This is a genomic window from Acinetobacter johnsonii CIP 64.6, from assembly GCF_000368045.1.
GTDB classification, from domain to species: Bacteria; Pseudomonadota; Gammaproteobacteria; order Pseudomonadales; family Moraxellaceae; genus Acinetobacter; species Acinetobacter johnsonii.
In genome coordinates, this window is record NZ_KB849236.1 from 408,380 (window position 1) to 432,603 (window position 24,224).

Genomic DNA, 24,224 nt, shown 5'->3' on the forward strand with positions numbered 1-24,224 from the left:
TATGGAAGAATAGTGGCTCTCCAACCTGGGCTCGAACCAGGGACCTGCGGATTAACAGTCCGTCGCTCTACCGACTGAGCTATTGGAGAATCTGATGCGCATTTTAGGGAGGAAAGGAAAATGGGTCAAGCAAAAAATATTGAGAAATGAATTGTTTGCTTTATAAATATGCGTTTAGGCAGCAAAAACAAAAAAACCGCTCAAAAAGAGCGGTTTTTTAAACAAGACAAATCTTATTTTTCAACGCCAGCAGCTTGACCTGCATATTTCGCGTTTGCATAATCCCAGTTTACAAGGCTTTCAAGGAAAGTTTTGATGTAAACAGGACGCGCATTACGGAAGTCGATGTAGTAAGCATGTTCCCAAACGTCAATGGTTAACACTGCAACTTTACCGTGTGCAAGTGGAGTGTCTGCATTCGAAGTTTTAAGGATAGAAAGGTTGCCATTTACTTCGTCAGCAACTAACCAAGCCCAACCTGAACCGAATTGAGTTGTTGCCGCAGCAGCAAATTCTTCAGCAAATTTTTCGTAAGAACCGAACGCTTCATCAATTTTAGCAGCTAAAGCACCTGTTGCTTTACCACCACCGTTTTTAGCCATACAGTTCCAGTAGAATGTGTGGTTCCAAACTTGTGCTGCGTTATTGAAGATACCTGCTTTAGATGTATCACCAACAGAAGCTGTGATGATTTCTTCTAAAGTTTTACCTTCAAGGTCAGTACCCTTGATTAGGTTGTTTAGGTTAACAACATAAGTATTGTGGTGTTTGTCGTGGTGGAATTCTAAAGTTTCTTTGCTAATGTGCGGAGCAAGATCTTCGTAGCCATATGGAAGTGCAGGTAAAGTAATGGTTGTCATGTTTCATTCCTTGCAGATTTGCTGGGTTTTACTTTAAGTGCATTTATTGTAAATGATTCTATAGACAATAGGGCAGTCTTTTAATACACAAAATATGCAAAAAACTTCGCAAGGAGACATATACAATACACAAGATATCGTTAGAGTCTTTCGTACAGAATATATTCATTTTAAAAGACTCTAAGCTCTAGATGGATTGAGGTGTGTAATTAATTTTTAGTCTGCAACGCAGCATGGTAACGGCGATTTACCTCATCCCAGTCGACTACATTATAAAAGGCATTGATATATTCAGGACGGCGGTTTTGGTATTTGAGAGGTGGTCCCACATGTTTGAACAACTAAAAGCTTATTTATAAGTGATACTCTGCTCTAGTTAAGCTACCTTATTTTGTTGTGGTAGCTGGTCATAGTAAAACTCATCTGGAGTCATTTTGTCCAGACTCGAATGAGGTCGTTTCAAATTATAAAATTCAAAATATGCGTTTAATTGCTTCTTCGCATCCAAAACATTGCTGTAGGCTTTGAGATACACCTCTTCATATTTAACGCTCCGCCATAATCGTTCAACCATCACATTATCAACCCATCGACCTTTACCATCCATACTGATTTGAATGCCATTTGATTTCAATACATCAATAAATGCATCACTGGTAAACTGACTGCCTTGGTCTGTATTAAATATTTCAGGTCGACCATATTTTTCAATAGCTTCATTTAATGTTTCTATGCAAAATGTAACCTCCATACTAATCGATACTCTATGCGCAAGTACCTTGCGGCTATGCCAATCAATCACAGCACATAAATAAACAAAGCCTTTTGCCATAGGGATATACGTTATATCCGTAGACCACACTTGATTACTGCGCTGAATAGCCAATCCTTTGAGCAGATATGGATATTTGCGGTGAGCTTGATTAGCCTGGCTTAAATTTGGTTTGCAATATAACGCATTAATGCCCATTTTCTTCATTAAAGTACGTGTATGACGTCGTCCTATATGATGTCCTTGACGATTCAACAAATCACGCATCATACGGCTACCTGCAAAAGGATATTGCATATGTAATTCATCCATACACCGCATCAGCTTCAGATCTGATGCACTCGCAGGTTTTGGGCGATAATAATAACAACCACGGGAGACTTTCAGCAGCTTAGCTTGCTTAGATACTGAAATCTGAAGTGAGTCGTCGATTAACTTTTGTGGTTGAAGCGGCCCAGTTTCTTCAACACACCTTCTAAAAAATCAATTTCTAATGCTTGCTCACCAATTTTTGCATGTAGTTTTTTTAGATCGATGGGTGGTTCTGTTGGAGCTTTTGATTGATCGAAAGCTTGCGAGGAAGCTGAAATTAATTGATTTTTCCAGTCGATAATTTGGTTTTGATGAACATCAAATTCAGCACTCAATTCAGCAAGTGTTTTTTCTGCTTTAATCGCAGCAAGTGCTACCTTAGCTTTAAAATCATTTGAATGATTTCTTCTTGGTCTACGTGCCATAAAATACTCCATATATTGATGTTTATAACATCATTTGGGGAGCAAAATATCACTTATAAGTGTTGTTCAAATTTCCTGATCCACCTCTTTTGAGATAATACGCATGTTCCCATACATCTAAACCGAGAATAGGGGTATGACCGTGCATCAGTGGGGAATCCTGATTTGCACTACTTTCAACAATCAGGTTGCGTTCAGGTGTCACGCTCAGCCATGCCCAACCACTGCCAAAACGGCTAATCGCGGCTTTGGTAAATGCCTCTTTAAAAGCATCAAAACCACCGAGTTGCTCATCAATAGCTTTTGCCACAGCTCCAGTCGGTTGCCCACCACCTTGTGGACTCATGACTGTCCAAAACAGTGAGTGGTTGGCATGACCACCTGCATTATTGATCACCATATTTTTAAGATCAGTAGGGACTTCATTGACTTTGGCAACCAAATCTTCCACAGACAGTTTCTCCCATTCTGTGCCTGCAATCGCGCCATTAATGTTATTGATGTAGGTTTGATGATGTTTACTGTGGTGAATTTCCATCGTTTTCGCATCAATATTGGGTTCGAGTGCATCATAGGCATAAGGAAGAGCGGGTAAAGAATAAGCCATGTGTTTGATTCCTTTAATCATCAAAATTGTTTTATTGGGATTTTTCAAAGCAGTTTTATTATCCACTTAAATGTTAATGAGAATCAATATGTTTATTATTTGCAATTTAAAATGGAGCGTCGGAAGTTTTATTGTTCATATTGGTTGAACGTTCAGCAGGTATAACAAGGATGAGATGCAAAGCGTTTTTGAACTGATACTATGTTTTGAATTAAAAATACGAAAGACTAGGGATAATATTTTAAAAATTAGTCATTTGCTTAAATGGAGGTGATGTTGGATGCTATGTGATGTAAGCGCATTGAGAGGACTGGGATGAAAGGAGTTTCACCCCAGCGATTGCTTAGATCGGGTTGTTTAACTCGAAATAAACATATTCAATATCAAATTGTTCTGAAATGGCTTGACCTAATCGTTGCACGCCATAGCGTTCAGTCGCATGATGTCCGCAAGCAAAATAATGTATGCCTAATTCTTTGGCTTCATAGAAGGTACGTTCACTGACTTCGCCTGAAATATAGGCATCACAGCCTTGTTCAGCGGCTTTTACAATAAAATCTTGTGCACCACCGGTACAAAAACCGACTTTTTCAATCATGGTCTTGTCCGCAGGAAGATGGGTGACATCAAACTTTAATGTCTCAGATACAAACTTTTTAAAGTCTTCCACAGGCATAGGCTGGTTTAAATAACCAATATTACCAATAGGATGACGCTCAGATGGGTCAAGCGTTTCAATACGTTCTAGTTCGAGCAAATCTGCAATCGCTGCATTATTTCCAAGACTCGGATGGCTGTCGAGGGGGAGGTGATATGCCAACAAAGAAATGTCATGTTGAATCAGACTCTTGATCCGTTTACCGCGCATACCTGTGATGGGGTAGGCTTCACCTTTCCAAAAATAACCATGATGCACCAGTAAAAGATCCGCATTTTCTCGGATCGCGGCATCTATGGCATCTTGCGATGCTGTCACAGCAACTAAAATTTTATGCACTTCGGTCTTTCCTTCAATTTGAAGGCCATTCGGTGCATAGTCCTTAAACTCAGGTGATTTGAGGGTTTGATCACACCACTGAATAATGTCTTGTAATTTTGCCATATCGACTTAAAAACTCTTTTAAATTGATTACATCGGAACCTATTGTTTATTGTAACTAAAGCATGACAAAACTCTTGCTTATTTTTGTGCTTCGGCTTGAATTTCGCTTTACAATAGGCATAAATTACTTAGTCATCAATGAATTAAAACATTTTAGAGGGTGAAATCGTGCGCAGGACCTTTTCGTGGTTACCTTGGGTATTACTCATTTTAGTCATTGCTGGATTTTTTGCTTGGCAGCAGTATCAAAAGCCAAAAGCGCCTGTGGCGTCCGATGGGATTAAGATGCCTGCTGAAAAGGTGGAGCCTTTAATTAACACCACGCGTACCGGTGGTGTAGTTTCTTATAGCGCTGCAGTGAAAGTGGCTGCACCAGCAGTAGTAAATATTTTTACCACGCAAAAAGTCAAACAACTTGACCATCCGTTACTCAATGATCCTGCGTTCCGTGAATTTTTTGGCAATCAAATTCCTGATCAGTTTAGCCAAAATAAAAATGAAAACAGCTTGGGTTCGGGTGTGATTGTTCGTCCTGATGGTTATATTTTGACAAACAACCATGTGATTGCTCAAGCAGATCAAATTGTTGTGGCATTGCAAGATGGTCGTCGTGCAGTGGCTAAAGTGATTGGTACCGACCCCGATACCGATTTGGCTGTGATTAAAATTGAGCTGGCAAATCTGCCTGTTTTACCCTTTAAGCTCAGTGGCAACGAAGTGGGTGATGTGGTCTTGGCCATTGGCAACCCATTTGGCGTAGGTCAAACCGTTACGCAGGGTATTATCTCTGCTACAGGACGCTCTGACCTGGGCATTAACACTTATGAAGACTTCATTCAAACTGATGCTGCAATTAATCCTGGTAATTCTGGTGGTGCTTTGATTGATGTGGCGGGGAATTTGATTGGGGTTAATACTGCGATTTTCTCTCAGTCAGGTGGGTCTTTAGGTATTGGTTTTGCCATTCCTGCAAGAATTTGCCAACAAGTACTGAACTCTATTCTTAAAGACGGTCGTGTGGTACGTGGTTGGCTAGGTATTAGTTTATTGCCTGTTGAACAAGTCAATATCTTAGAGCCTAAAGGGCCAGGTGTGGTTGTCGCGGACGTGTTAAAAACGGGACCTGCTGCAAAAGCTGGTTTAAAGAAAGGCGACAAGATTGTGAAAGTGAATGATGAAGTGATTGCTTCAACCTCACATTTGATTAATTTTGTGGCTCTACAACCGCCAAATAGCACCATTCAGATTTCACTTGAGCGCGATGGCAAACCTTTAGATGTTGCTGTGGTTGTTGGGGAAAGAAAAGAGCAAAATCAGGACTCTCAATTTATCCCATTACCAGAACGTTAATCATTATTTAAAAATATTAAACCCTGATTATTCAGGGTTTTTTATTGCTTAGAATTTTATGATTGAGAAATTATCGTGGGGGCCAATTTGCACAAGGATTAGGGAGTAAGCTATGAATTTCTCCAAGCTCTTCATCGGCCAGTTTACCATCCTTATTTTTATCTAGATATTTAAATAATTTAAAATTTTTATCTTTAGCTTGGAAGCGTTTGTCATCGGGCCAAGGAAGCGGGTCAAAATCTTTAACGCTTAAAAATTCTTTTAACTCGAAGGTTTTATTTTTATTTAGATCATAGGTCTTATGAAACTGTTCCCAATTTAAAGAGGCTGGCTCGCAGGCGAGACTATGGGAGCTGATAAATAGTGAAATGCAAAGCATGGTTAAATTTTTCATATTTTCTTTCTCAGTAACATTATTTACAGAGTGTTCAAAATGCGAAACTATTTGTGATATGGCTATAGCCTAAGCGCAAAATAGAATTCTGAATATGAATACTATAATTTATTAGGTAAGGAAATTTATTGAAATAGGTGTTCAGTTTTTGTGGATGCTATTTTGTATTGAAAAGTTGTATAGCGATTTATCCGTAATTTAATTGTTGAATCTGCACAATAAAAAACAGCAACCGAAGTCGCTGTTTTTATATATCTGGAAATTACGCTTCTTGTTGGATACCCGCAACGAGCCAGTCTTGGGTAGAACCCGCAGGTTTTACAAAGTGCCAAACTTCAGCAAAAGGTTGCGGTAAGCTGTTGAGGTCTTCACTTACTGTACCAGTAAAACGTACGCTAACCACGTATTGGCCATTTTCTGTCGCAGAGTCCGCAACCATCGCATTAAGGTTTGAAAACTCAGCTACATCTTGATCTTGGTTTGCCATAATATCTTGATACATAGACTGGTAAAGATCAGGTGTTAAATAACGTTGAATTTCAGAAATGTTACTTGCCGTGTTCATCGACTGAATATGATTAAAACGTTGACGAGCAATACGTAAGAAAGCCGCAGGTTCTGTACCGTCTGGCAGCTGACTACCACTATTGGTATAGGCAGCGCCAAAAGGTGCATTGTTTTGTGGTGTAGCAGCTGAACCACCTACAGATTGACCAAAAATATTGCTGTTGTCATTTGATGTACGTGGTGCAGCTTGTTGGCCAAACGGTGCTTGAGTTGAACCATTGTTTGGCGCGTATGGATTAGGTGCTACTTTTTTTTTTGCGCCCATTTTACGGAAAATGAAGAAGGCAACAGCAGCGGCAAGAAGAATCCAAATCCAGCTCGGAATACCACCTTTTTCTTCCTGTGCTTGCGCTTGAGAAGCAGAGTTGTCATCTGCCAATGCATTTGCAGCTACAGCACCAATTGCAGCACCCGCTACACCAGCCGCAACCATACCACCGACGCCTGGACCAGATTTAGCTGGAGCTGTAGCGGGCGCGGTAGGTTGTTGAGCTGGAGTTGCTTGACGAGGTTGTTGATAAGACTGAGTTGGTGCAGCTTGACGGCTCATACCGTGGCTTTTACCACCACCTGCACGTTTAGCTTCTGCGGCTAAGGGTGCAACTAAAAGAGCCGCTGTTAAAAAACCAGCAATCAAACCACGCTGTCGAACTTCCATCAAATTTTCCTACTCTATAAAAAATAAATTTTAACTCTACCTTTATGCAGTCTTTCATCCTAAATTTCAATAAAAAACGTGTTTATTTTATGAGAAATCTAAATGAATGGAATTTAGCTTAGTTGAGTTCATCACTTAAGCTCATGGCTTCAGTGAGTGCCTCATGTAAGCGCGCCACAGCGATGACCTTCACCCCAGCAATGTCTTTTTGCGGTGCGTTACCTCGCGGTAGAATAATGTACTTAAAACCATGTTTAATGGCTTCTTTTAAGCGTTCCTGCCCATTAGGGACTGGGCGAATTTCCCCGGAGAGTCCTACTTCACCAAAAACAGCCAATTGTTGTGGCAGCGCTTTACCCCGCAGACTCGATGCACAGGCCAATAAGACAGCCAAGTCAGAGCCTGTTTCCGTGATTTTTAAACCACCGACAACGTTGACGTAGACATCTTGTCCAGATGTTTGCACGCCACCATGGCGATGCATCACCGCCAAGAGCATATTTAAACGGTTTTGTTCTAAACCTAAGGCGACTCGGCGCGGTTGACCATGTGCATCATCAACCAAAGCTTGAACCTCAACCAACAGAGGACGTGTGCCTTCACGGCTGATCATCACGATTGAGCCTGCAATGGCTTCATCATAACGACTTAGGAAAATGGCTGAAGGATTCGCCACTTCTCTTAAGCCTTTATCGGTCATGCCAAAAACACCGAGTTCATTAACTGCACCAAAACGATTTTTAACGGCACGAATCATCCGATAACGTGAGTCGGACTGACCTTCAAAGTACAGAACACAGTCCACCATATGTTCAAGCACACGCGGGCCAGCCAGTGCACCTTCTTTGGTGACGTGTCCGACAATGAACAAGGCTGTGCCACTATTTTTAGCAAAACGTGTTAGTAAAGCAGCAGATTCGCGAATTTGAGAAACGCCGCCCGGCGCTGACTGGAGTGTTTCGGTATACAGGGTTTGAATGGAATCTAAAATTGCCACAGCTGGACGCTCATGGGCAAGCATTTCACATATCCGCTCGACACAGGTTTCAGCCATGACTTTGAGTTTATCTGTGGGTAGATCAAGACGATTTGCACGCAAAGCCACTTGAGAGAGTGATTCTTCACCTGTGACATACAATGCCGCACTGTTGGCCGCGGCCATATGCGTTGCCGTTTGCAATAAAATGGTCGATTTCCCGATGCCCGGATCACCGCCAATCAGCACCACGGAACCCGTGACGAGACCACCCCCAAGCACACGATCAAACTCACCAATTCCTGTAGCCAGTCGAGTCTCATGTGAAACTGAAATTTGATTTAAGGTGCTAATAGCAGCAGCTTGACCTGCATAGCCGCCCCCCATTTTGGGCTGCGCACGATGTGTGACTGCAGGTGCAATATTGACTTCAACCAGACTATTCCATTCTCCACATTCAGAACATTGACCCGCCCATTTTGAATGGTCAGCGCCACATTGTTCACAGCGGTAAACACTTTTTGCTTTTGCCATGCTTTATTTGATGCACTATTTGGAGTATTCGATGGTTCAACAGCATACAGAGGATTGGATTTGAAATGAATGCTCTGAATCAAAAAGCCACCTGAAGGTGGCTTAACTATTGAAGATTTTAAAAATGTGCTTTGAAAATAGCCTTAGTACAACTCACCTGATTTACGCTTTTCGACAAAATCACGTGACTCTTTCACAATCACCGTCGACAGCAATAACAAGGCAATTAAGTTTGGAACCGCCATTAAACCATTAAAGGTGTCGGCAAATAGCCAGACTAAATCAAGTGATGCTACGCAACCAATAAAGACTGACGCGATGTAAATGAGACGGTACAGCAGAACATACTTTTCACCGAGTAAATAAGTACAGCATTTTTCGCCGTAATAGCACCAACCTAAAATGGTGGAATAAGCGAAGAACACAATACCAAAAGTTACGATCCAGCCTCCGACACCCGGCAGTAATTGGTTAAAAGTATGGGTGGTTAATACCGCGCCTGTTTCGCCACCAAAACTATTGCCCGCCATAATAAAGCCCATGACCAAAACGATCCCTGTGATACTACAGACGATAATGGTATCGATAAACGTACCTGTCATTGAGACTAAGCCTTGACGCGCAGGGTGGTCGGTTTTTGCAGCAGCTGCGGCGATCGGCGCCGAACCCATACCAGCTTCATTTGAGAAGACGCCACGAGCGACACCGTAACGAATGACAGCACCAATTGCGCCACCTGCTACCGCTTCACCAGTAAAGGCGTCACGGAAGATCAGTTCAAGTGCAGGCATGACGAGTTCAAGATGGTTGAAGATAATAATGAGGCCACCGAGGACATAGCCAATCGCCATAATCGGCACGATGAAAGAAGCAGCTTTAGAAATCGATTTAATCCCGCCTAAAATAACCAAAGCGGAGAATACCGTAATGACGATACCTGTGATCCATGTTGCAACTCCCGTACTGTTTTCAACAGCGAGCGCAACTGTGTTGGATTGCACTGAACTGCCAATCCCAAAAGACGCCAAGGTGCCAAATAGTGCAAAAATCAGGGCTAACCACTTCCATTTTAGGCCGCGTTCAATGTAGTACATTGGACCGCCAGACATTTCACCTTTTTCATTTTTGATTCGGTATTTAACTGCCAGTACGCCTTCACCATATTTGGTTGCCATACCGAACAGGGCTGTCATCCACATCCAAAATACCGCACCTGGGCCACCAAGGACACAAGCGGTTGCAACACCGGCGATATTACCCGTACCAATGGTGGCAGAGAGTGCTGTCATGAGGGATGCAAAGTGCGAGATATCTCCTGCATGAGAATGTGCTTGGTCATGTTTGCCAAAGACTTGTTTAAAGGCCAGAGGCAACATGCGAATTTGCCAGAAGAACAAGCGTAATGTGAGGAATATCCCTGTTCCGACAATGAGGACCAACATATAGGGTCCCCAGACCCAACCACTGATGGTTTCCATAAAAGTTTGTAAACTTTGTGTATTCATTTTTCTTTTAGTCCTCTATGTTTTAAAACTTGAAATTTCTAGAAAAATTTTGAGTTTTATTAAGCAATTGATATGCCACAGTCATGCTTCCTGCACGATTTTTTATTGATTTTTAGTCTTGTTGTATTTGTTACACGGAAATTTATTTTTGACAAGTGTTTTGCTGATTTTTTCAACAGGAACTTTTACGTGTCCTTTGTCGTGTTAAATATAAGAAAAATTAATTAACCTTTCAAAAGATGTTGAAAATATAGATTAATACAATTTTATTTTTATTTTTTTGTTCTTTTCGGGTAATTTTGGCGACTGGAAATAAAAGACGACATCAAGAATGAGTTTAGAAAATACAGAATCGACCTCTGAACAAGGTGATTTAAAACGGAGTTTATCCAACCGCCATTTACAACTCATTGCGATTGGCGGTGCGATTGGTACAGGTTTATTTATGGGGTCGGGGAAGACGATTAGTCTCGCTGGGCCATCTATTTTAATCATTTACATGATTATTGGTTTTATGGTGTTTTTGGTCATGCGCGCGCTTGGCGAATTACTGCTGTCTAACTTGAAGTACAAATCGTTTATCGATTTCTCTACCGATTTGATCGGACCGTGGGCAGGCTATTTCGTTGGTTGGACCTATTGGTTATGTTGGATCACGATTGGTATCGCGGACTTATCAGCCATTATTTATTACCTTCAATTCTTTAATGGAGGGATGCCGTTCACACCTGGGGAAGGGGTGATGATCAGTGTTGCGGCCATTGTGTTCATCATGGGCTTGAACTTGGTCACGGTGAAACTGTTTGGTGAGCTAGAGTTCTGGTTTGCACTAATTAAGATTATTGCCATTGTGGTGTTGATTGCCGTTGGTTTATGGATGATCTTTACAGGGTTCACTTCAACAACGGGTGAAATTGCATCATTTAGTCATCTTTGGTCACATGGCGGAATGTTCCCAACAGGCGTGACGGGCTTCCTTGCTGGTTTCCAAATTGCGATCTTTGCCTTTGTAGGTGTAGAGCTAGTCGGTACCACGGCTGCTGAAACCAAAGACCCAGAAAAGAATTTGCCTAAAGCGGTGAACTCGATTCCAATTCGTATCATTGTTTTCTATGTGCTGTCTTTAGTGATTGTAATGTCTGTGACACCATGGAACGTGATTGATCCGGCGGTTTCGCCTTTTGTGAACTTGTTCAGTCAAGCGGGTATTGCAGCAGCAGCAATCATCATGAACTTGGTGGTATTGTCTTCTGTGATGTCATCAATGAACAGTGGTGTGTTTTCAACGTCGCGTATGTTGTTTGGTTTGTCTCGTGAAGATCAAGGGCCAAAAGCATTTGGGCATTTAAACAAGCGTGCTGTTCCTGCAAATGCATTGTACTTTTCAGCAATTTGTTTACTATTAGGTGCTGCACTACAGTACTTCGTACCAAATACCGTTGAAGCCTTTACTTTGGCAACTACACTGTCGACGATTTTGTTTATCTGCGTCTGGATTATGATTATCTGGAGCTACATTGTGTATTACAAAACACGTCCAGAGTTACATGCAAAATCGACTTTTAAACTACCGGGTGGTCTATTTACTTGTTGGTTTGTGATTGTTTTCTTTATTGGTGTGATCTATGTGTTATCACTAGAAGCCGATACCATGAAAGCTTTAATGGTGAGTCCGATTTGGTTCATCATTTTGATTATTGGTTATTTTGGTTTCTACAAACCGAAACATAAATAATCGATACGATTGAAAAAAACGCCAGTCTTTAACTGGCGTTTTTTTTTAACTCACTATAATCTTTAGCGCTTAGTGGTTTGGTCATGCATGTTGATCAGGTTATACTTCTTCAAAATATCAAATAGGTGATCAGATGCGTTCTGTCATTTGCTGCATCAGTGTCTTGGTGATGAGTACTGCATTCGTCGGTTGTGGTCAGTCTGGTACATTACATATGCCAAATGATCTAAACTACGACAAGCGAGCGAAATATTTGCTTTATAAAGACGCAGCATCTAAGCCGTCTGCACAAAAGGAAGATACAGCGCCCGTGAAGCAAGAGTTTGCTGCACCTTCAGTTGAAACCAATCAGCCTTAATACCTTAAACGCTTCATAGAAAGGATACATTCATGAGTTTTACCCGCAATCATGGGGTTTTGCATGCTGAGCAATGCTCACTGCAACAGCTTGCGCAGCAATTTGGTACACCACTGTATGTTTATTCAAAAGCGACTTTTGAAAAACACTTTACAGAGATGGATCGTGCTTTTGACTTTATCGATCATCAAATTTGTTTTGCGGTTAAGTCAAACTCAAACATTGCGGTATTGAATGTCCTTGCAAAGCTCGGTGCGGGTTTTGATATTGTGACGGGCGGAGAATTGGCTCGTGTACTAAAAGCGGGTGGCGATGCTTCTAAAATTGTCTTTTCGGGTTTAGGTAAAACTGAGATTGATGTTCAAAAAGCATTAGAAGTGGGTATTGCATGCTTCAATGTCGAGTCTCATGCAGAGCTGGATCGTATTCAAAAAGTTGCAGCGAAGCTCGGCAAAAAAGCACCCATTTCATTGCGTGTCAATCCAGATGTAGATGCGAAAACGCATCCTTATATTTCAACAGGTTTGAAAGAAAATAAATTTGGGATTCCGTCAGATACGGTGTTTGAAACCTATCAATATGCTGCAACGCTGCCGAATTTAGACATTATTGGTATCGACTGCCATATTGGTTCCCAACTGACTGAAACACAGCCTTTTGTGGATGCGCTAGATCGTGTGATTTTGATGATCGATCAGCTGAAAACCATGGGTATTCAGTTAAAACACATCGATATTGGTGGTGGTTTAGGCGTGACCTATAAAGATGAAGTGCCGCCTACCGTTTTTGAATATGCCAATGCAATGAAGCCCGCTTTAGAAAAATTGGGCTTGAAAGTGTATATGGAACCGGGACGTAGTATTTCGGCAAATGCAGGGGTGCTCCTGACCAAAGTTGATTTACTCAAACCGACCATTCACCGTAACTTTGCGATTATTGATGCAGCCATGAACGACTTGATTCGTCCTGCACTGTATGAAGCATGGATGGATATTCAGCCCGTTACACCGCGTTCGGATGTCGAGGCAAAAGAGTGGGATGTGGTTGGTGCGATTTGTGAAACAGGTGATTTCTTAGGTAAAGAGCGTGTGCTTGCACTCAAAGAAAATGACATACTGGCTGTATTGGGTGCTGGCGCTTATGGTTTTGTCATGAGTTCAAATTACAACAGTCGCGGTCGTGCCGCTGAAGTGATGGTAGATGGTGAAAATGCACATTTGATTCGTGAGCGTGAAACCATTGAGTCGCTTTGGGACAAAGAACGTTTATTGCCTGAAGGATAATTCAAGATGTTATTAGAATTTACCAAAATGCATGGTCTAGGCAATGACTTTATGGTGGTTGATTTAATCAGCCAAAGAGCATTCCTTGATACTGTTACGATTCAGCGCTTGGCGGATCGCCATTTCGGCATCGGTTTTGATCAGTTGTTGATTGTTGAGCCACCTGATTTACCCAATGTCGACTTCAAATACCGAATTTTCAATGCCGATGGTTCTGAAGTAGAGCAATGTGGTAATGGCGTGCGCTGCTTTGCACGCTTTGTACATGAGCGTCAGCTCACTACAAAGACTAAGATTAAAGTACAAACCAAGGCTGGAATTGTAGAACCCGAACTTGGTCAAAATGGCTGGGTACGTGTGAATATGGGTTATCCAAAGTTCTTGCCGCAGGAAATTCCATTTATTGCGGATGCTCCTGAAGCATTGTATGACATTGCTTTGGCGAACAATGAGCAATTGACCATTGATGTGGTGAATATGGGTAACCCTCATGCAGTTACAATCGTTCCCGACGTGATCACAGCTGATGTTGCACGTCTAGGACCTCAAGTTGAATCCCATGAGCGTTTTCCTCAGCGTGTGAATGCTGGGTTTATGCAAATCATTGATGAAAAGCATGCGCGCTTACGTGTGTTTGAACGGGGTGTAGGCGAAACCTTGGCCTGTGGGACAGGAGCTTGTGCTGCTGCGATTTCAGGTATGCGCCGTGGTTTACTCGATTCATCTGTTGAGATTGAGCTAGCAGGTGGTAAGTTGCATATCGAATGGCGTGAAGGTGATGTGGTTTGGATGACGGGCCCAACCTCAAATGTCTACGAAGGACGTATCGATCTGAGTTACTATCAAAACTAAGTTTAGCGTCACACAAGAAGCACTGATTCATCAGTGCTTTTTTTATCAAAAATGAAATAGGCATATAAAGAGCTGAGACAGTGCTACTATACAAAAGCCAATTAATTTTTCACCGAATAGAACTATAGAGGCTGACTTGTGACTTTTGAGCCTATGCAACTGCTCGCGATGTGGTTAAAACAACGAGAAATACAAAATCAGTCTGCCCATACTTTGCAGGCTTATGAACGAGATGTGTCTGATTTTTTGTTGTTTTGCGAACAGAAAAAGCTTGAGTTGGGCGATGTTGAAGCCACTGATTTACGCGAATTTATTGCGCAAAAAGTTGAATATCAACAGTTGAGCTCTAGTAGTTTACAGCGGATGTTGTCCTCTATTCGTCAGTTTATGAAATGGGCTGAGCAGGGGCAACATTTGGCTTTTAACCCTGCCGATGACTTTCAACTTAAACGTAAGCCTCGCCCTTTACCAGGGCTAGTGGATATTGAAACTATCAATCAAATTTTGGATCAGGCCTTGCCTGAGAAAGAAGTCGAACAGCAAATGTGGTATCGAGACAAAGCTTTGCTAGAGCTGCTTTATGCCAGTGGATTACGCTTAGCGGAAGTGCAAGGCTTAAGAATTAAAGATATCGACTTTAACCGACAATTACTGCGTATTACAGGTAAGGGCAATAAAACTCGGGTTGTGCCTTTTGGTTCTAAAGCCAAAGATGCAGTAATGAAATGGCTGAGCATTTATCCGCTATGGAATGGTGATTTTGTGCCCGACGCACAAGTTTTTATTACTCAAAAGGGCAATCCTTTGGGGATGCGCCAGATTGAAAATCGGGTCAAGTTTCAAGCACAGCGTGCAGGCGTAAATATTGATCTGCATCCGCATTTACTACGCCATTGTTTTGCTAGTCACATGCTGTCAAACAGTGGTGATTTGCGCGCAGTGCAGGAAATGTTAGGCCACAGCAACTTAAGTACCACCCAAATTTATACCCATGTCGATTTTGACAGACTGGCTCAAGTGTATGATCAGACGCATCCACGAGCACAGCAAAAGGTGAAAACTTAGTTCATACATACTTTAAAAAATAGTGTCACATAATGCATGCACTATAGCGCTGTGTTTTAGGTTAAATGCCAAAGGTCAGAACAAACGGCGTAAACACATCCGTAGATAACTATTGTACGCATTTACGCACTAGGGCGGTCTGTGAGATTCGGCATTATTCTTGCTTTAATCAACTTGATCAATAAGTAGCAATGATCGCTCACTTTTGTTAGAAAAAGTGTGATTATGAACTTTTGTAGAATAATAAATCGGCAAAAAATAGAGTATAAACTTAAAAGAGGATGGGCTTAATGTTCCAGTTTAATGAAACGGTAGATTTAAGCTTATATTGAAGATGACAAATGTGAAAATAGGTCAGTATATGATTTCAGATATACAAGCAAAGTATGATCAACTCAGCTCCGCGCAAAAAGAAATTTTTGCGGGCTATGGTTTGCGTCAGGTCAAACACTTTGTTGAAATTAGTTTAGCCAATATTGAACCTGTACTGCCTGAAAATGCATTTGTTCAAGGCGTCAATGCAGCAGGTAAAGTTCAGGCTTTTAATGCAGAGACTGGGCAATACTATTTATGGATTTCCGATTTACAGTGGCAAGCGACTGCACAGCCCTCAAATAGCATTGATTTAAAAGACGACTTTCTTGAAGTCTGGAAAATTTTTAATCTTGGACAATATGAATTGATTGATTTAAGTCATATTCATCGTGATTTTTTAGAAAGTCAGTTGGCTTAATGGCATAGAGCGTATATCGAAGCAGTGGGCTATTTTGATCGAGTTTAGGATGATTAAAATAGCCACGATGTTGCATGCCGAGACGTTTCATTACCGCTTCAGAAGCCCTATTTTGAACTGCGGTAAAAGCAACAACCTCATCCAAGTTTAAAATCGAAAAAGCAAAATATAGACAAGCCTGTGCAGCTTCTGTGGCATAACCCTGATGCCAAAACTTCGAGTCCAATCGCCAACCAATTTCGACACAGGGTGAAAAATCAAAGCACTCAGGTTGAGCATGTAAGCCTGTAAATCCAATGAACTCTTGACTATGCTTCAGTTCGACTGCCCAAAAGCCCCAACCATTTTGACTGATGAATTGCTGAAACGTTTGCGCAAGGGCATCGCTTTCTGTTTGCGTGAGTGGACTAGGAAAATAACGCATCACTTGAGCATCGGCATTTAGCTGCGCAAATGCAGGAAAGTCATCTGCGCGCCAAGCTCTTAGACGTAAACGCGCCGTTTCTATCGCAAAATTTAAATGCGCTGACATTAGATTTCATCAAGCGGCAGTTGGAAACTTTGTTTAATGATTTGACTTGGCAAGTCTGTTTTGACACTGGTAATGCCATTCTTTTTGGTCAAATGTGTGGATTGGAACTCGCGATAGCTTTCTAAATCAGGCACTACAACTTTCAGCATTGCATCGCATTCCCCTAAAATAATGTAGCATTCCATGACTTGAGGGAGCTCTTTCATGGCTTCAATAAAGGTGTCGATAGTTTCGGCATCTTGACCGACCAGCCAAATACGCGAGAACAGAATCAGTTGAAGGCCAATTTTTTGTGGATCGACCACTGTGGTATAATTTTGAATAACACCTGCTTCTTCTAATAGTTTGACGCGCCTTAGGCATGAAGACGGTGATAGACCGATTTCTCGTGCTAAGTCATTATTTTGAATACGGCCATTGTCTTGTAAGTGGCGAATGATATTTTTATCAATACGGTCAAGTTTTATGCGCACAGACTTTGGTGATTGTTTCATATCTTAGAATATAATTTTAAAAATACGTTTTATTATAGAATAAATTGAAAGCCAATTTTGTATTATTTCGCACATACTAATTTTCACTTTCTAATGGATGAAAGGGGAAAGGAAATGTCTGTATATGTACTCTTTGCACTGACCGTGCTGCCACTAATTTTTACACCCGGGCCAGATATGTTATTTATTCTGTCTCAAGTTATGGGCAAAGATGCAAAAGCAGGCATGATGGCGACTATCGGCGTATGTACAGGCTATTTACTACATTCAATTTTAGTGGCTTTGGGTATTGCTGCCATTATTGTGTCTTTCCCACTTTTATTTGAAACCATCCGTTGGTTGGGCATTGCATATTTGTTGTATTTGGCCTTTGGTTTATTAAAGTCGGTTTTTAGCACTAAAAAATTGCAACTAGACCGAAAAACGGAAAATAACCCGATCAAAAAAAGGCTTTTTTACCGCACTATTAAATCCTAAAGGTATGCTTATCTATTTTGCAATCTTGCCGCAATTTATCGATAAATCTGCCAACACTGTCAGTCAAGGTTTGATTTTATCTTTACTCTTTATCGCGATGATTTTTGTGGTCTACTGTAGTTTGAGTCTGATTTTTGCAAAACTGACACAGAAGGCCCCAATAGATGAACGTAAGCAAAAATGGATTGATGGCACTTCAGGTGGTTTGCTGGCATTGGCCGCGACATGGCTGATTGCCAATTAAACTCAGAGAAGCATGTCAAAATGGCATGCTTTTTTTTGAGGAAGTTTTTAGATTGGTTAATAAATCAGCAATATTGTGTCATCGTATGTCTAGAATAATGAGTATTTGAATCTAAGGCTGTGTGATCTATCTTAAATGACAGATTTGTGAAGCCTGATAAAGATGTGAACAGACAGTCAATAATCTATTTGATGGTGAATCTTAGAGAAAAGAAATCAAATCTTTGAATAATGTAAATCAGATAAAAATATAATAAAAATCATAACTTAATCTGAGTGTGATTTTGTGCAAATATAGTGCGTACAAAAAAGTATGAACGCGTCGTTCAGCTAAATTTACGCATTTTTACAGCTCTTTGGTGAATTGTGACTTGACCGAAATGCCGTACACATTGCAAGATAGGGCACCTAAAAAAATTTAAGTGAAGAGTTAAACTAACTTTTCTCAACATTTACATTTGCTAAAACAGCCGAGGATTACATGAAGGCTCTTGTTGCTGTAAAACGTGTGGTTGATGCCAACGTTAAAGTTCGCGTTAAGCCGGACAACAGTGGTGTTGACTTAACCAACGTTAAAATGTCAATTAACCCATTCTGTGAAATCGCAGTGGAAGAAGCGGTTCGCTTAAAAGAAAAAGGAACTGTTTCAGAAATCATCGTTGTTTCTATTGGTCCTAAAGAAGCGCAAGAGCAAATCCGCTCTGCTATGGCGCTTGGTGCTGACCGCGGTATTTTAGTTGAAGCTGATGACAGCCAACTGGGTGCATTAGAAATTGCGAAAGTGTTGAAAGGCGTTGTTGACGCTGAACAACCTCAGTTGATTCTTCTTGGTAAGCAAGCAATTGATGATGACTCTAACCAAGTCGGCCAAATGCTTGGTGCACTTCTAGGTGCAGGTCAAGGTACTTTTGCTTCTGAAGTTAAAGTCGATGGCGACAAAGTACAAGTAACTCGTGAAATCGACGGTGGTTTACAAACTGTTGAGCTTGCACTTCCAGCGATCATCACCACTGACTTACGTTTGAACGAGCCACGTTATGCTGCTCTTCCAAACATCATGAAAGCGCGTAAAAAACCGCTGGATATGAAGTCTCCTGCTGATTTTGGTGTTTCTACAACAACTAAACTTAAAACAGTTAAAGTTGAAGCGCCTGCTGAACGTAAAGCTGGCGTACAAGTGAAGTCTGTAGACGAACTTGTAGAAAAACTAAAAAATGAAGCGAAAGTGATCTAATACAGAAGGATAAAATCATGAGTATTTTAGTTATCGCTGAGCACGACAACAAAGCACTAAATGGTGCAACTTTAAACGTTGTTGCTGCAGCTCAAAAAATCGGTGGTGATATCACTGTATTAGTTGCTGGTTCTGGCGCTCAAGCTGTTGCTGATGCTGCTGCAAAAGTTGCGGGTGTAAGCAAAGTATTACTTGCTGACAACGCAGTTTACGCAAACCAATTGGCTGAAAACGTTGCAGCTTTGGTTGCAGATATTGCTAAAGGTGGTTTCAAACACGTATTGGCTGCATCAACTACAACGGGTAAGAATATTCTTCCACGTGTGGCTGCTCTTCTTGATGTCAGCATGATCACAGACATCATTGCTGTTGAATCTGCAAATACGTTTAAGCGTCCAATCTATGCAGGTAACGCGATTGCAACAGTTCAGTCTGATGAAGCAATCATTGTTGGTACTGTACGTGGTACAGCATTTGACCCTATCGCTGCTGAAGGTGGTTCTGCTGCGGTTGAAGCTGTAAGCGAAGCAAAAGATGCGGGTATCTCTAAGTTTGTTGCTGAAGAGATCGTAAAATCTGAACGCCCAGAATTAACTGCTGCGCGTATTGTGGTTTCAGGTGGTCGTGGTGTGGGTTCAGGTGAGAACTACCATACTGTTCTTGACCCATTGGCTGACAAATTGGGCGCTGCTCAAGGTGCATCACGTGCTGCGGTTGACGCTGGTTTCGTTCCAAACGATATGCAAGTAGGTCAAACAGGTAAAATTGTTGCGCCTGATCTGTATATCGCTGTAGGTATCTCTGGTGCGATCCAGCATTTGGCAGGTATGAAAGACTCTAAAGTGATCGTTGCGATCAACAAAGACGAAGAAGCGCCTATCAATGCAGTAGCAGATTACTGGTTAGTAGGTGATTTGAATACCGTTGTTCCAGAGTTAGTATCTAAAATCTAATTCCTGACAACGTTTCAAAAAAAAACGCTTTTGTGCAAGCAGTTTAAGCAATGCTTAACTGCTATGTGCAGGAGCGTTTTTTTTATGTGCTAAAGCTGTTCTTTAATATTATAAAAAATTAAAATCACTCGATATTTATTTTGTTATTTTAAGTCCTTGTATTCTGCAAATAATAATGAAAATTTAAGCATTTCTTAAGATGAGTGTGCATCTGAATATTCAGATTTATGATACTATTTGCCATCCATTTTTAAGCTTAACTTACATAAAACTTTTTTTGTTAAGTTGGGAGTTGTAATCTTGCTGATTGATACGCGTGTATCTTGGTCTGTTCTGATCCTTGCTGTTCTGTGTCTAATTTTTCCATTTTTAGCTGATCTGCAGTTTCCACTTTTAGGTGGTGCTGTTGTACGTGGCGTGGAAAATATTCAAGCGTTACTTTTATTGATATTTGCTGTATTTAGCTATTTTTACATGCAACCGATGCATCTTCCTGATGGTAAAAAGTATTTTTGGATCTGGGCTGTGTTGTGGTGGTTGCTTTTGTTTGGACGTAGCACCAGTTGGGGTAGAGACTATTTCCCTGAAGTCCCAAAAGTATATTTTCGTGGCATCTCGGTAGTTTTGATTGGTTCAGTCGTGTTTATGTTGTTGGTTAAACCATTGCGCCATGAGATTGCGACAAAAATGAAGAGCATGACGATACCTGCTTGGGCAATGCTGCTCACGGTGTTGGGTTTGATTATTTCTGACGGCATTGAACACAGTCGCATTTATGGTGGAATTTTCTTACATCAGATTGCATATAAAGACCTTATGGAGGAGCTATATGAGTTTCCTTTAATACTGGGTTTGTTTATGGTGGCATTTCATATTATGCAGCGCGATAAGCAAGGCATCGATCAGTAAGTCTAAAGATAGGCAAGACATGACTTAAAGCTCTCAAAAATGAGGGTTTTTTGCATTTTATGTAACGCTAATAGGGAATGTGATGCAGCTGTAAATATACATCCTATACATGTGTAAAAAATAACCCCTAAATTAAAGAAAATTAACGAGATTAACTGTGGTGACGTGACACAAAAATCAGAGTGTTTATGCTATAATTTACGGCTATATTTCAGTTTTTAGTTCAGTATTTTGAACTAATAATTTTGCAAGTTTTACGACATATAAATGCAAGCGGTTTTACGTTTGTAGAATAAGGAGTATGCATGAGCGTATCGGAAATCAGACCGATTGCGATTGAGGATGAACTCAAGAACTCGTATCTTGACTATGCAATGAGCGTGATTGTTTCTCGTGCTTTGCCAGATGTTCGAGATGGTCTAAAACCTGTTCATCGTCGTGTGCTTTATGCAATGCACGAATTGGGTAATGACTACAACAAAGCTTATAAAAAGTCTGCCCGCGTGGTTGGTGATGTGATCGGTAAATATCACCCACACGGTGATTCTGCTGTTTATGAAACCATTGTTCGTATGGCTCAAGACTTTAGCTTACGTTATCAATTGGTTGATGGTCAGGGGAACTTTGGTTCGGTCGATGGCGATAGCGCAGCTGCAATGCGTTATACCGAAGTTCGTATGCGTAAGTTGACTCATGAAATTCTTGCCGATCTTGAAAAAGATACGGTGGATTGGGAAGATAACTACGACGGTTCTGAACGTATTCCGCAAGTGATGCCAACGCGTATTCCTAACTTACTGATTAACGGTACTACAGGTATTGCTGTGGGTATGGCGACCAATATGGCGCCGCACAACATGACTGAAGTGGTGAACGCTTGTTTGGCCTATGCTGAAAACCCAAATATTTCAATTGAAGGCTTGATGGAATATATTTCGGGTCCAGACTTTCCTACAGGTGGCATTATTTACGGTAAAGCGGGCATTGTTGATGCTTACCGTACGGGTAAAGGTCGTTTGCATATTCGTGGTAAATACCACTTTGAAGAAGACCAAAAAACAGGTCGTACCACGATCATTTTCACAGAAATTCCATATCAAGTCAACAAAGCAAGAACCATTGAACGTATCGCTGAGTTGGTGAAAGAGAAAAAACTGGAAGGTATTTCTGAGCTACGTGATGAATCTGACAAAGACGGGATGCGTATTGCCATTGACTTAAAGCGTGGTGAAAATGCTGAAGTTGTGGTAAATAACTTATTCCAAAACACGCAGTTGGAAAACTCTTTCAGCATTAACATGGTGTGCTTAGACAACGGCCAGCCAAAGTTAATGAACTTGAAAGACATTGTTGCGGCATTTATTCGTCACCGCCAAGAAGTGGTGACGCGTCGTACCATGTTTGAATTGCGCAAAGCACGTGAACGTGGCCATATTTTAGAAGGTTTGACGGTAGCATTAGCAAATATTGATGCGATCATTGAAACCATTAAAACTTCTGCAAACCCAGCTGAGGCACGTGAGCGTTTACAAGCAGGTGAGTGGGCAGCAGGGAATGTAATTGCATTGCTTGAAAAAGCAGGTTCTGTTTCTGTACGTCCCGACGAAATTGAAGGTGAAGATCCAAGCCGCCCGTTTGGTTTAGATGGTCAGATTTATCGTTTATCGCCTGCGCAAGTCGGTGCGATTCTTGAGCTTCGTTTGCACCGTTTAACGGGTCTTGAACAAGACAAGTTACAAGCTGAATATACTGAAATTTTAGGTCAAATTGCTGAACTCACAGCTATTTTAAATGACTTCAATTTATTGATGGCAGTGATTAAAGAAGAATTAGCTTTAATTTTGCAACAATACGGCGATGCTCGTCGTACCGCAATTGTTGAGTCTCGTATTGACTTCTCGCGTGAAGATTTAATTCCTGAAGAGCAAGTGGTACTGACTGTTTCAAAAACAGGTTATGCGAAAACACAACCGCTTTCAGACTATGCTGCGCAGCGTCGTGGTGGACGTGGTAAATCTGCGACCTCGATGAAAGAAGATGACTACATCCAGCATCTGATTGTGACCTCTAACCATGCCACAGTGTTGTGCTTTACCAATGTTGGTAAAGTCTATCGCCTGAGAGTGTTTGAAGTGCCTCAAGCATCGCGTGGTTCAAAAGGTCGCCCAATGGTGAACTTATTGCCACTGGATGCCGATGAGACAATCACAGCAATTCTTCCTGTGATTGATGCGCCGAAGAAATTTAAAGAACGCTTAGCTGAGTTCAAAAACTTTGTGCGTAGCAATGTCGCGATATTACGTGAAAATAGTATTATCGACGCGCATTATGAAGCGTTAAAAGCTTCATTCGATGAGTTGGCTGAAGATGCTGATGAACTCTCTGATGCATTACGTAAGCAATTGAAAGAGTTGGGTGTTGAGCTTTCAACAACAGATTTGGACAATGAAACCGTTGTTGAATTTGCTGATCTTGCAGAGAAAATGCGTAAGAACTTCTTTGTATTTATGGCAACTGCATCTGGTACGGTCAAGCGTGTTGAATTAGAACAATTTAGTAATGTTCGTTCAAACGGCTTACGTGCAATTGAGCTGAAAGAAGAAGATACCTTGATTGGTGTTGCAATCACTGATGGCGAACAGCAAATCATGTTGTTCTCAAATGAAGGTAAAGCAATCCGCTTCTCTGAAACTGATGCACGTGTGATGGGGCGAACTGCAAAAGGGGTACGTGGTATGCGCGTCACTTTAGCTGCAGCCCAGGCCGAAGATGATGTTGAAACTGACACAGATTCAGATGATGAAGAATCTTCTGATTTAAATGTGGCAAGCCGTATTGTTTCATTAGTTGTTGTACCTGAAACTGGCGAAGTACTGTGTGCTTCTGCAAATGGTTATGGGAAACGTACGCCTGTTGATGACTTCCCAACCAAGAAACGTGGTGGTAAAGGTGTTATTGCCATCAAAACATCTGAACGTAACGGTGAGTTGGTCGGTGCGGTTGCAATTGATGAATCTAAAGAGTTGATGTTGATTTCTGATGGCGGTACTTTAGTTCGTACTCGTGCCTCTGAAGTTGCTAGAACGGGTCGTAATGCACAAGGTGTACGTCTGATTCGTTTAGGTAATGAAGAAATCTTGGTCGGTGTCGTTGCTGTTGAAGCAGTTGAAGTCGAAGATGATATTTTAGATGCTTCTATTGAAACAACTGAAGAAACTGTGGTTGACGAAGTAAATGTAGATGCATCTGAAAATACTACAGATACCAATACATCGAACGAAGACTAACTGAATG

At 41.3% G+C, this 24,224-nt stretch carries 21 protein-coding genes, 1 tRNA gene and 2 pseudogenes; 12 read left to right on the top strand and 12 right to left on the bottom strand.

Annotation, left to right across the window (positions count from 1 at the left end):
• Positions 1–13: 13 nt before the first annotated feature.
• The 6 genes and pseudogenes from F986_RS12975 to F986_RS13000 form a co-directional block, all read right to left on the bottom strand.
• Positions 14–89, bottom strand: a tRNA-Asn gene (locus F986_RS12975).
• Positions 90–233: 144 nt separating this feature from the next.
• On the bottom strand, positions 234–860 hold the full coding sequence (locus F986_RS12980; RefSeq protein ID WP_004695759.1) for a superoxide dismutase: 627 nt from the start codon (positions 858–860) through the stop codon (positions 234–236).
• A 209-nt stretch (positions 861–1,069) separates the two neighbouring features.
• A pseudogene (locus F986_RS18030) lies at positions 1,070–1,177 on the bottom strand (Fe-Mn family superoxide dismutase); the annotation flags it as partial.
• 59 nt (positions 1,178–1,236) lie between these two features.
• A protein-coding gene (locus F986_RS18035; RefSeq protein ID WP_115613877.1) for an IS3 family transposase occupies positions 1,237–2,381 on the bottom strand; the annotation gives its coding sequence in 2 pieces (ribosomal slippage) (positions 1,237–2,117 and positions 2,117–2,381; 1,146 coding nt in all).
• A gap of 37 nt (positions 2,382–2,418) precedes the next feature.
• On the bottom strand, positions 2,419–2,976 hold the full coding sequence (locus F986_RS12995; protein ID WP_004695762.1) for a superoxide dismutase: 558 nt from the start codon (positions 2,974–2,976) through the stop codon (positions 2,419–2,421).
• A 343-nt stretch (positions 2,977–3,319) separates the two neighbouring features.
• Complete coding sequence (locus F986_RS13000; RefSeq protein WP_004695764.1) at positions 3,320–4,078, bottom strand: Nif3-like dinuclear metal center hexameric protein; 759 nt, start codon at positions 4,076–4,078, stop codon at positions 3,320–3,322.
• A 168-nt stretch (positions 4,079–4,246) separates the two neighbouring features.
• On the opposite strand from F986_RS13000, the gene F986_RS13005 reads away from it, so the two are divergent.
• The gene (locus tag F986_RS13005) at positions 4,247–5,428 is read left to right on the top strand and encodes a S1C family serine protease (RefSeq protein WP_004695766.1); all 1,182 of its coding nucleotides are present in this window, start codon (positions 4,247–4,249) and stop codon (positions 5,426–5,428) included.
• 70 nt (positions 5,429–5,498) lie between these two features.
• Here the strand turns inward: F986_RS13005 and F986_RS13010 are convergent, their stop codons facing one another.
• The 4 genes from F986_RS13010 to F986_RS13025 form a co-directional block, all read right to left on the bottom strand.
• On the bottom strand, positions 5,499–5,822 hold the full coding sequence (locus tag F986_RS13010) for a CREC-EF hand family protein (protein WP_004695767.1): 324 nt from the start codon (positions 5,820–5,822) through the stop codon (positions 5,499–5,501).
• Positions 5,823–6,084: 262 nt separating this feature from the next.
• Positions 6,085–7,047: a Tim44 domain-containing protein gene (locus F986_RS13015; RefSeq protein ID WP_004695769.1), complete on the bottom strand. Its 963-nt coding sequence runs from the start codon at positions 7,045–7,047 to the stop codon at positions 6,085–6,087.
• 118 nt (positions 7,048–7,165) lie between these two features.
• Positions 7,166–8,557, bottom strand: coding sequence for a DNA repair protein RadA (gene radA, locus F986_RS13020; protein ID WP_004695771.1), 1,392 nt, complete (start codon positions 8,555–8,557; stop codon positions 7,166–7,168).
• A gap of 143 nt (positions 8,558–8,700) precedes the next feature.
• Positions 8,701–10,062, bottom strand: a complete 1,362-nt coding sequence (locus F986_RS13025) for an alanine/glycine:cation symporter family protein (RefSeq protein WP_004695773.1) — start codon at positions 10,060–10,062, stop codon at positions 8,701–8,703.
• Positions 10,063–10,393: 331 nt separating this feature from the next.
• On the opposite strand from F986_RS13025, the gene F986_RS13030 reads away from it, so the two are divergent.
• The 6 genes from F986_RS13030 (at position 10,394) to F986_RS13055 (ending at position 16,088) form a co-directional block, all read left to right on the top strand.
• A complete protein-coding gene (locus F986_RS13030) occupies positions 10,394–11,797 on the top strand; it encodes an amino acid permease (RefSeq protein WP_004695775.1) in 1,404 nt (467 codons plus the stop codon).
• Positions 11,798–11,930: 133 nt separating this feature from the next.
• The gene (locus tag F986_RS13035) at positions 11,931–12,155 is read left to right on the top strand and encodes a hypothetical protein (RefSeq protein WP_004695777.1); all 225 of its coding nucleotides are present in this window, start codon (positions 11,931–11,933) and stop codon (positions 12,153–12,155) included.
• Between the two features lie 32 nt (positions 12,156–12,187).
• The gene (lysA, locus tag F986_RS13040) at positions 12,188–13,438 is read left to right on the top strand and encodes a diaminopimelate decarboxylase (protein WP_004695780.1); all 1,251 of its coding nucleotides are present in this window, start codon (positions 12,188–12,190) and stop codon (positions 13,436–13,438) included.
• A gap of 6 nt (positions 13,439–13,444) precedes the next feature.
• Positions 13,445–14,290: a diaminopimelate epimerase gene (gene dapF, locus F986_RS13045; RefSeq protein WP_004695783.1), complete on the top strand. Its 846-nt coding sequence runs from the start codon at positions 13,445–13,447 to the stop codon at positions 14,288–14,290.
• A 153-nt stretch (positions 14,291–14,443) separates the two neighbouring features.
• Positions 14,444–15,355, top strand: a complete 912-nt coding sequence (locus F986_RS13050; protein ID WP_017397047.1) for a tyrosine recombinase XerC — start codon at positions 14,444–14,446, stop codon at positions 15,353–15,355.
• 334 nt (positions 15,356–15,689) lie between these two features.
• A complete protein-coding gene (locus F986_RS13055; protein WP_017397046.1) occupies positions 15,690–16,088 on the top strand; it encodes a hypothetical protein in 399 nt (132 codons plus the stop codon).
• On the opposite strand, the gene F986_RS13060 is transcribed toward F986_RS13055, so the two are convergent.
• Positions 16,015–16,620 (bottom strand): GNAT family N-acetyltransferase, encoded by a 606-nt coding sequence (locus F986_RS13060; protein ID WP_004695791.1) that lies wholly within the window; start codon positions 16,618–16,620, stop codon positions 16,015–16,017. The two genes, F986_RS13055 and F986_RS13060, sit on opposite strands and share 74 nt — an antisense overlap.
• Positions 16,620–17,114 carry an Lrp/AsnC family transcriptional regulator gene (locus F986_RS13065; protein ID WP_004695793.1) on the bottom strand — a complete coding sequence of 165 codons (495 nt, stop codon included), beginning with the start codon at positions 17,112–17,114 and terminating at the stop codon, positions 16,620–16,622. The genes F986_RS13060 and F986_RS13065 overlap by 1 nt, the downstream gene beginning before the upstream one ends.
• 114 nt (positions 17,115–17,228) lie before the next feature.
• On the opposite strand from F986_RS13065, the pseudogene F986_RS13070 reads away from it, so the two are divergent.
• From F986_RS13070 to gyrA, 5 genes and pseudogenes are all read left to right on the top strand, one after another.
• A pseudogene (locus tag F986_RS13070) lies at positions 17,229–17,835 on the top strand (LysE family translocator).
• 480 nt (positions 17,836–18,315) lie between these two features.
• Positions 18,316–19,068 carry an electron transfer flavoprotein subunit beta/FixA family protein gene (locus F986_RS13075; protein ID WP_004695798.1) on the top strand — a complete coding sequence of 251 codons (753 nt, stop codon included), beginning with the start codon at positions 18,316–18,318 and terminating at the stop codon, positions 19,066–19,068.
• A 17-nt stretch (positions 19,069–19,085) separates the two neighbouring features.
• A complete protein-coding gene (locus tag F986_RS13080; RefSeq protein WP_004695800.1) occupies positions 19,086–20,021 on the top strand; it encodes an FAD-binding protein in 936 nt (311 codons plus the stop codon).
• A 300-nt stretch (positions 20,022–20,321) separates the two neighbouring features.
• Complete coding sequence (locus F986_RS13085; protein ID WP_004695802.1) at positions 20,322–20,930, top strand: hypothetical protein; 609 nt, start codon at positions 20,322–20,324, stop codon at positions 20,928–20,930.
• A gap of 305 nt (positions 20,931–21,235) precedes the next feature.
• On the top strand, positions 21,236–24,217 hold the full coding sequence (gene gyrA / locus F986_RS13090; RefSeq protein WP_004695804.1) for a DNA gyrase subunit A: 2,982 nt from the start codon (positions 21,236–21,238) through the stop codon (positions 24,215–24,217).
• The last annotated feature ends 7 nt before the right edge of the window (positions 24,218–24,224 follow it).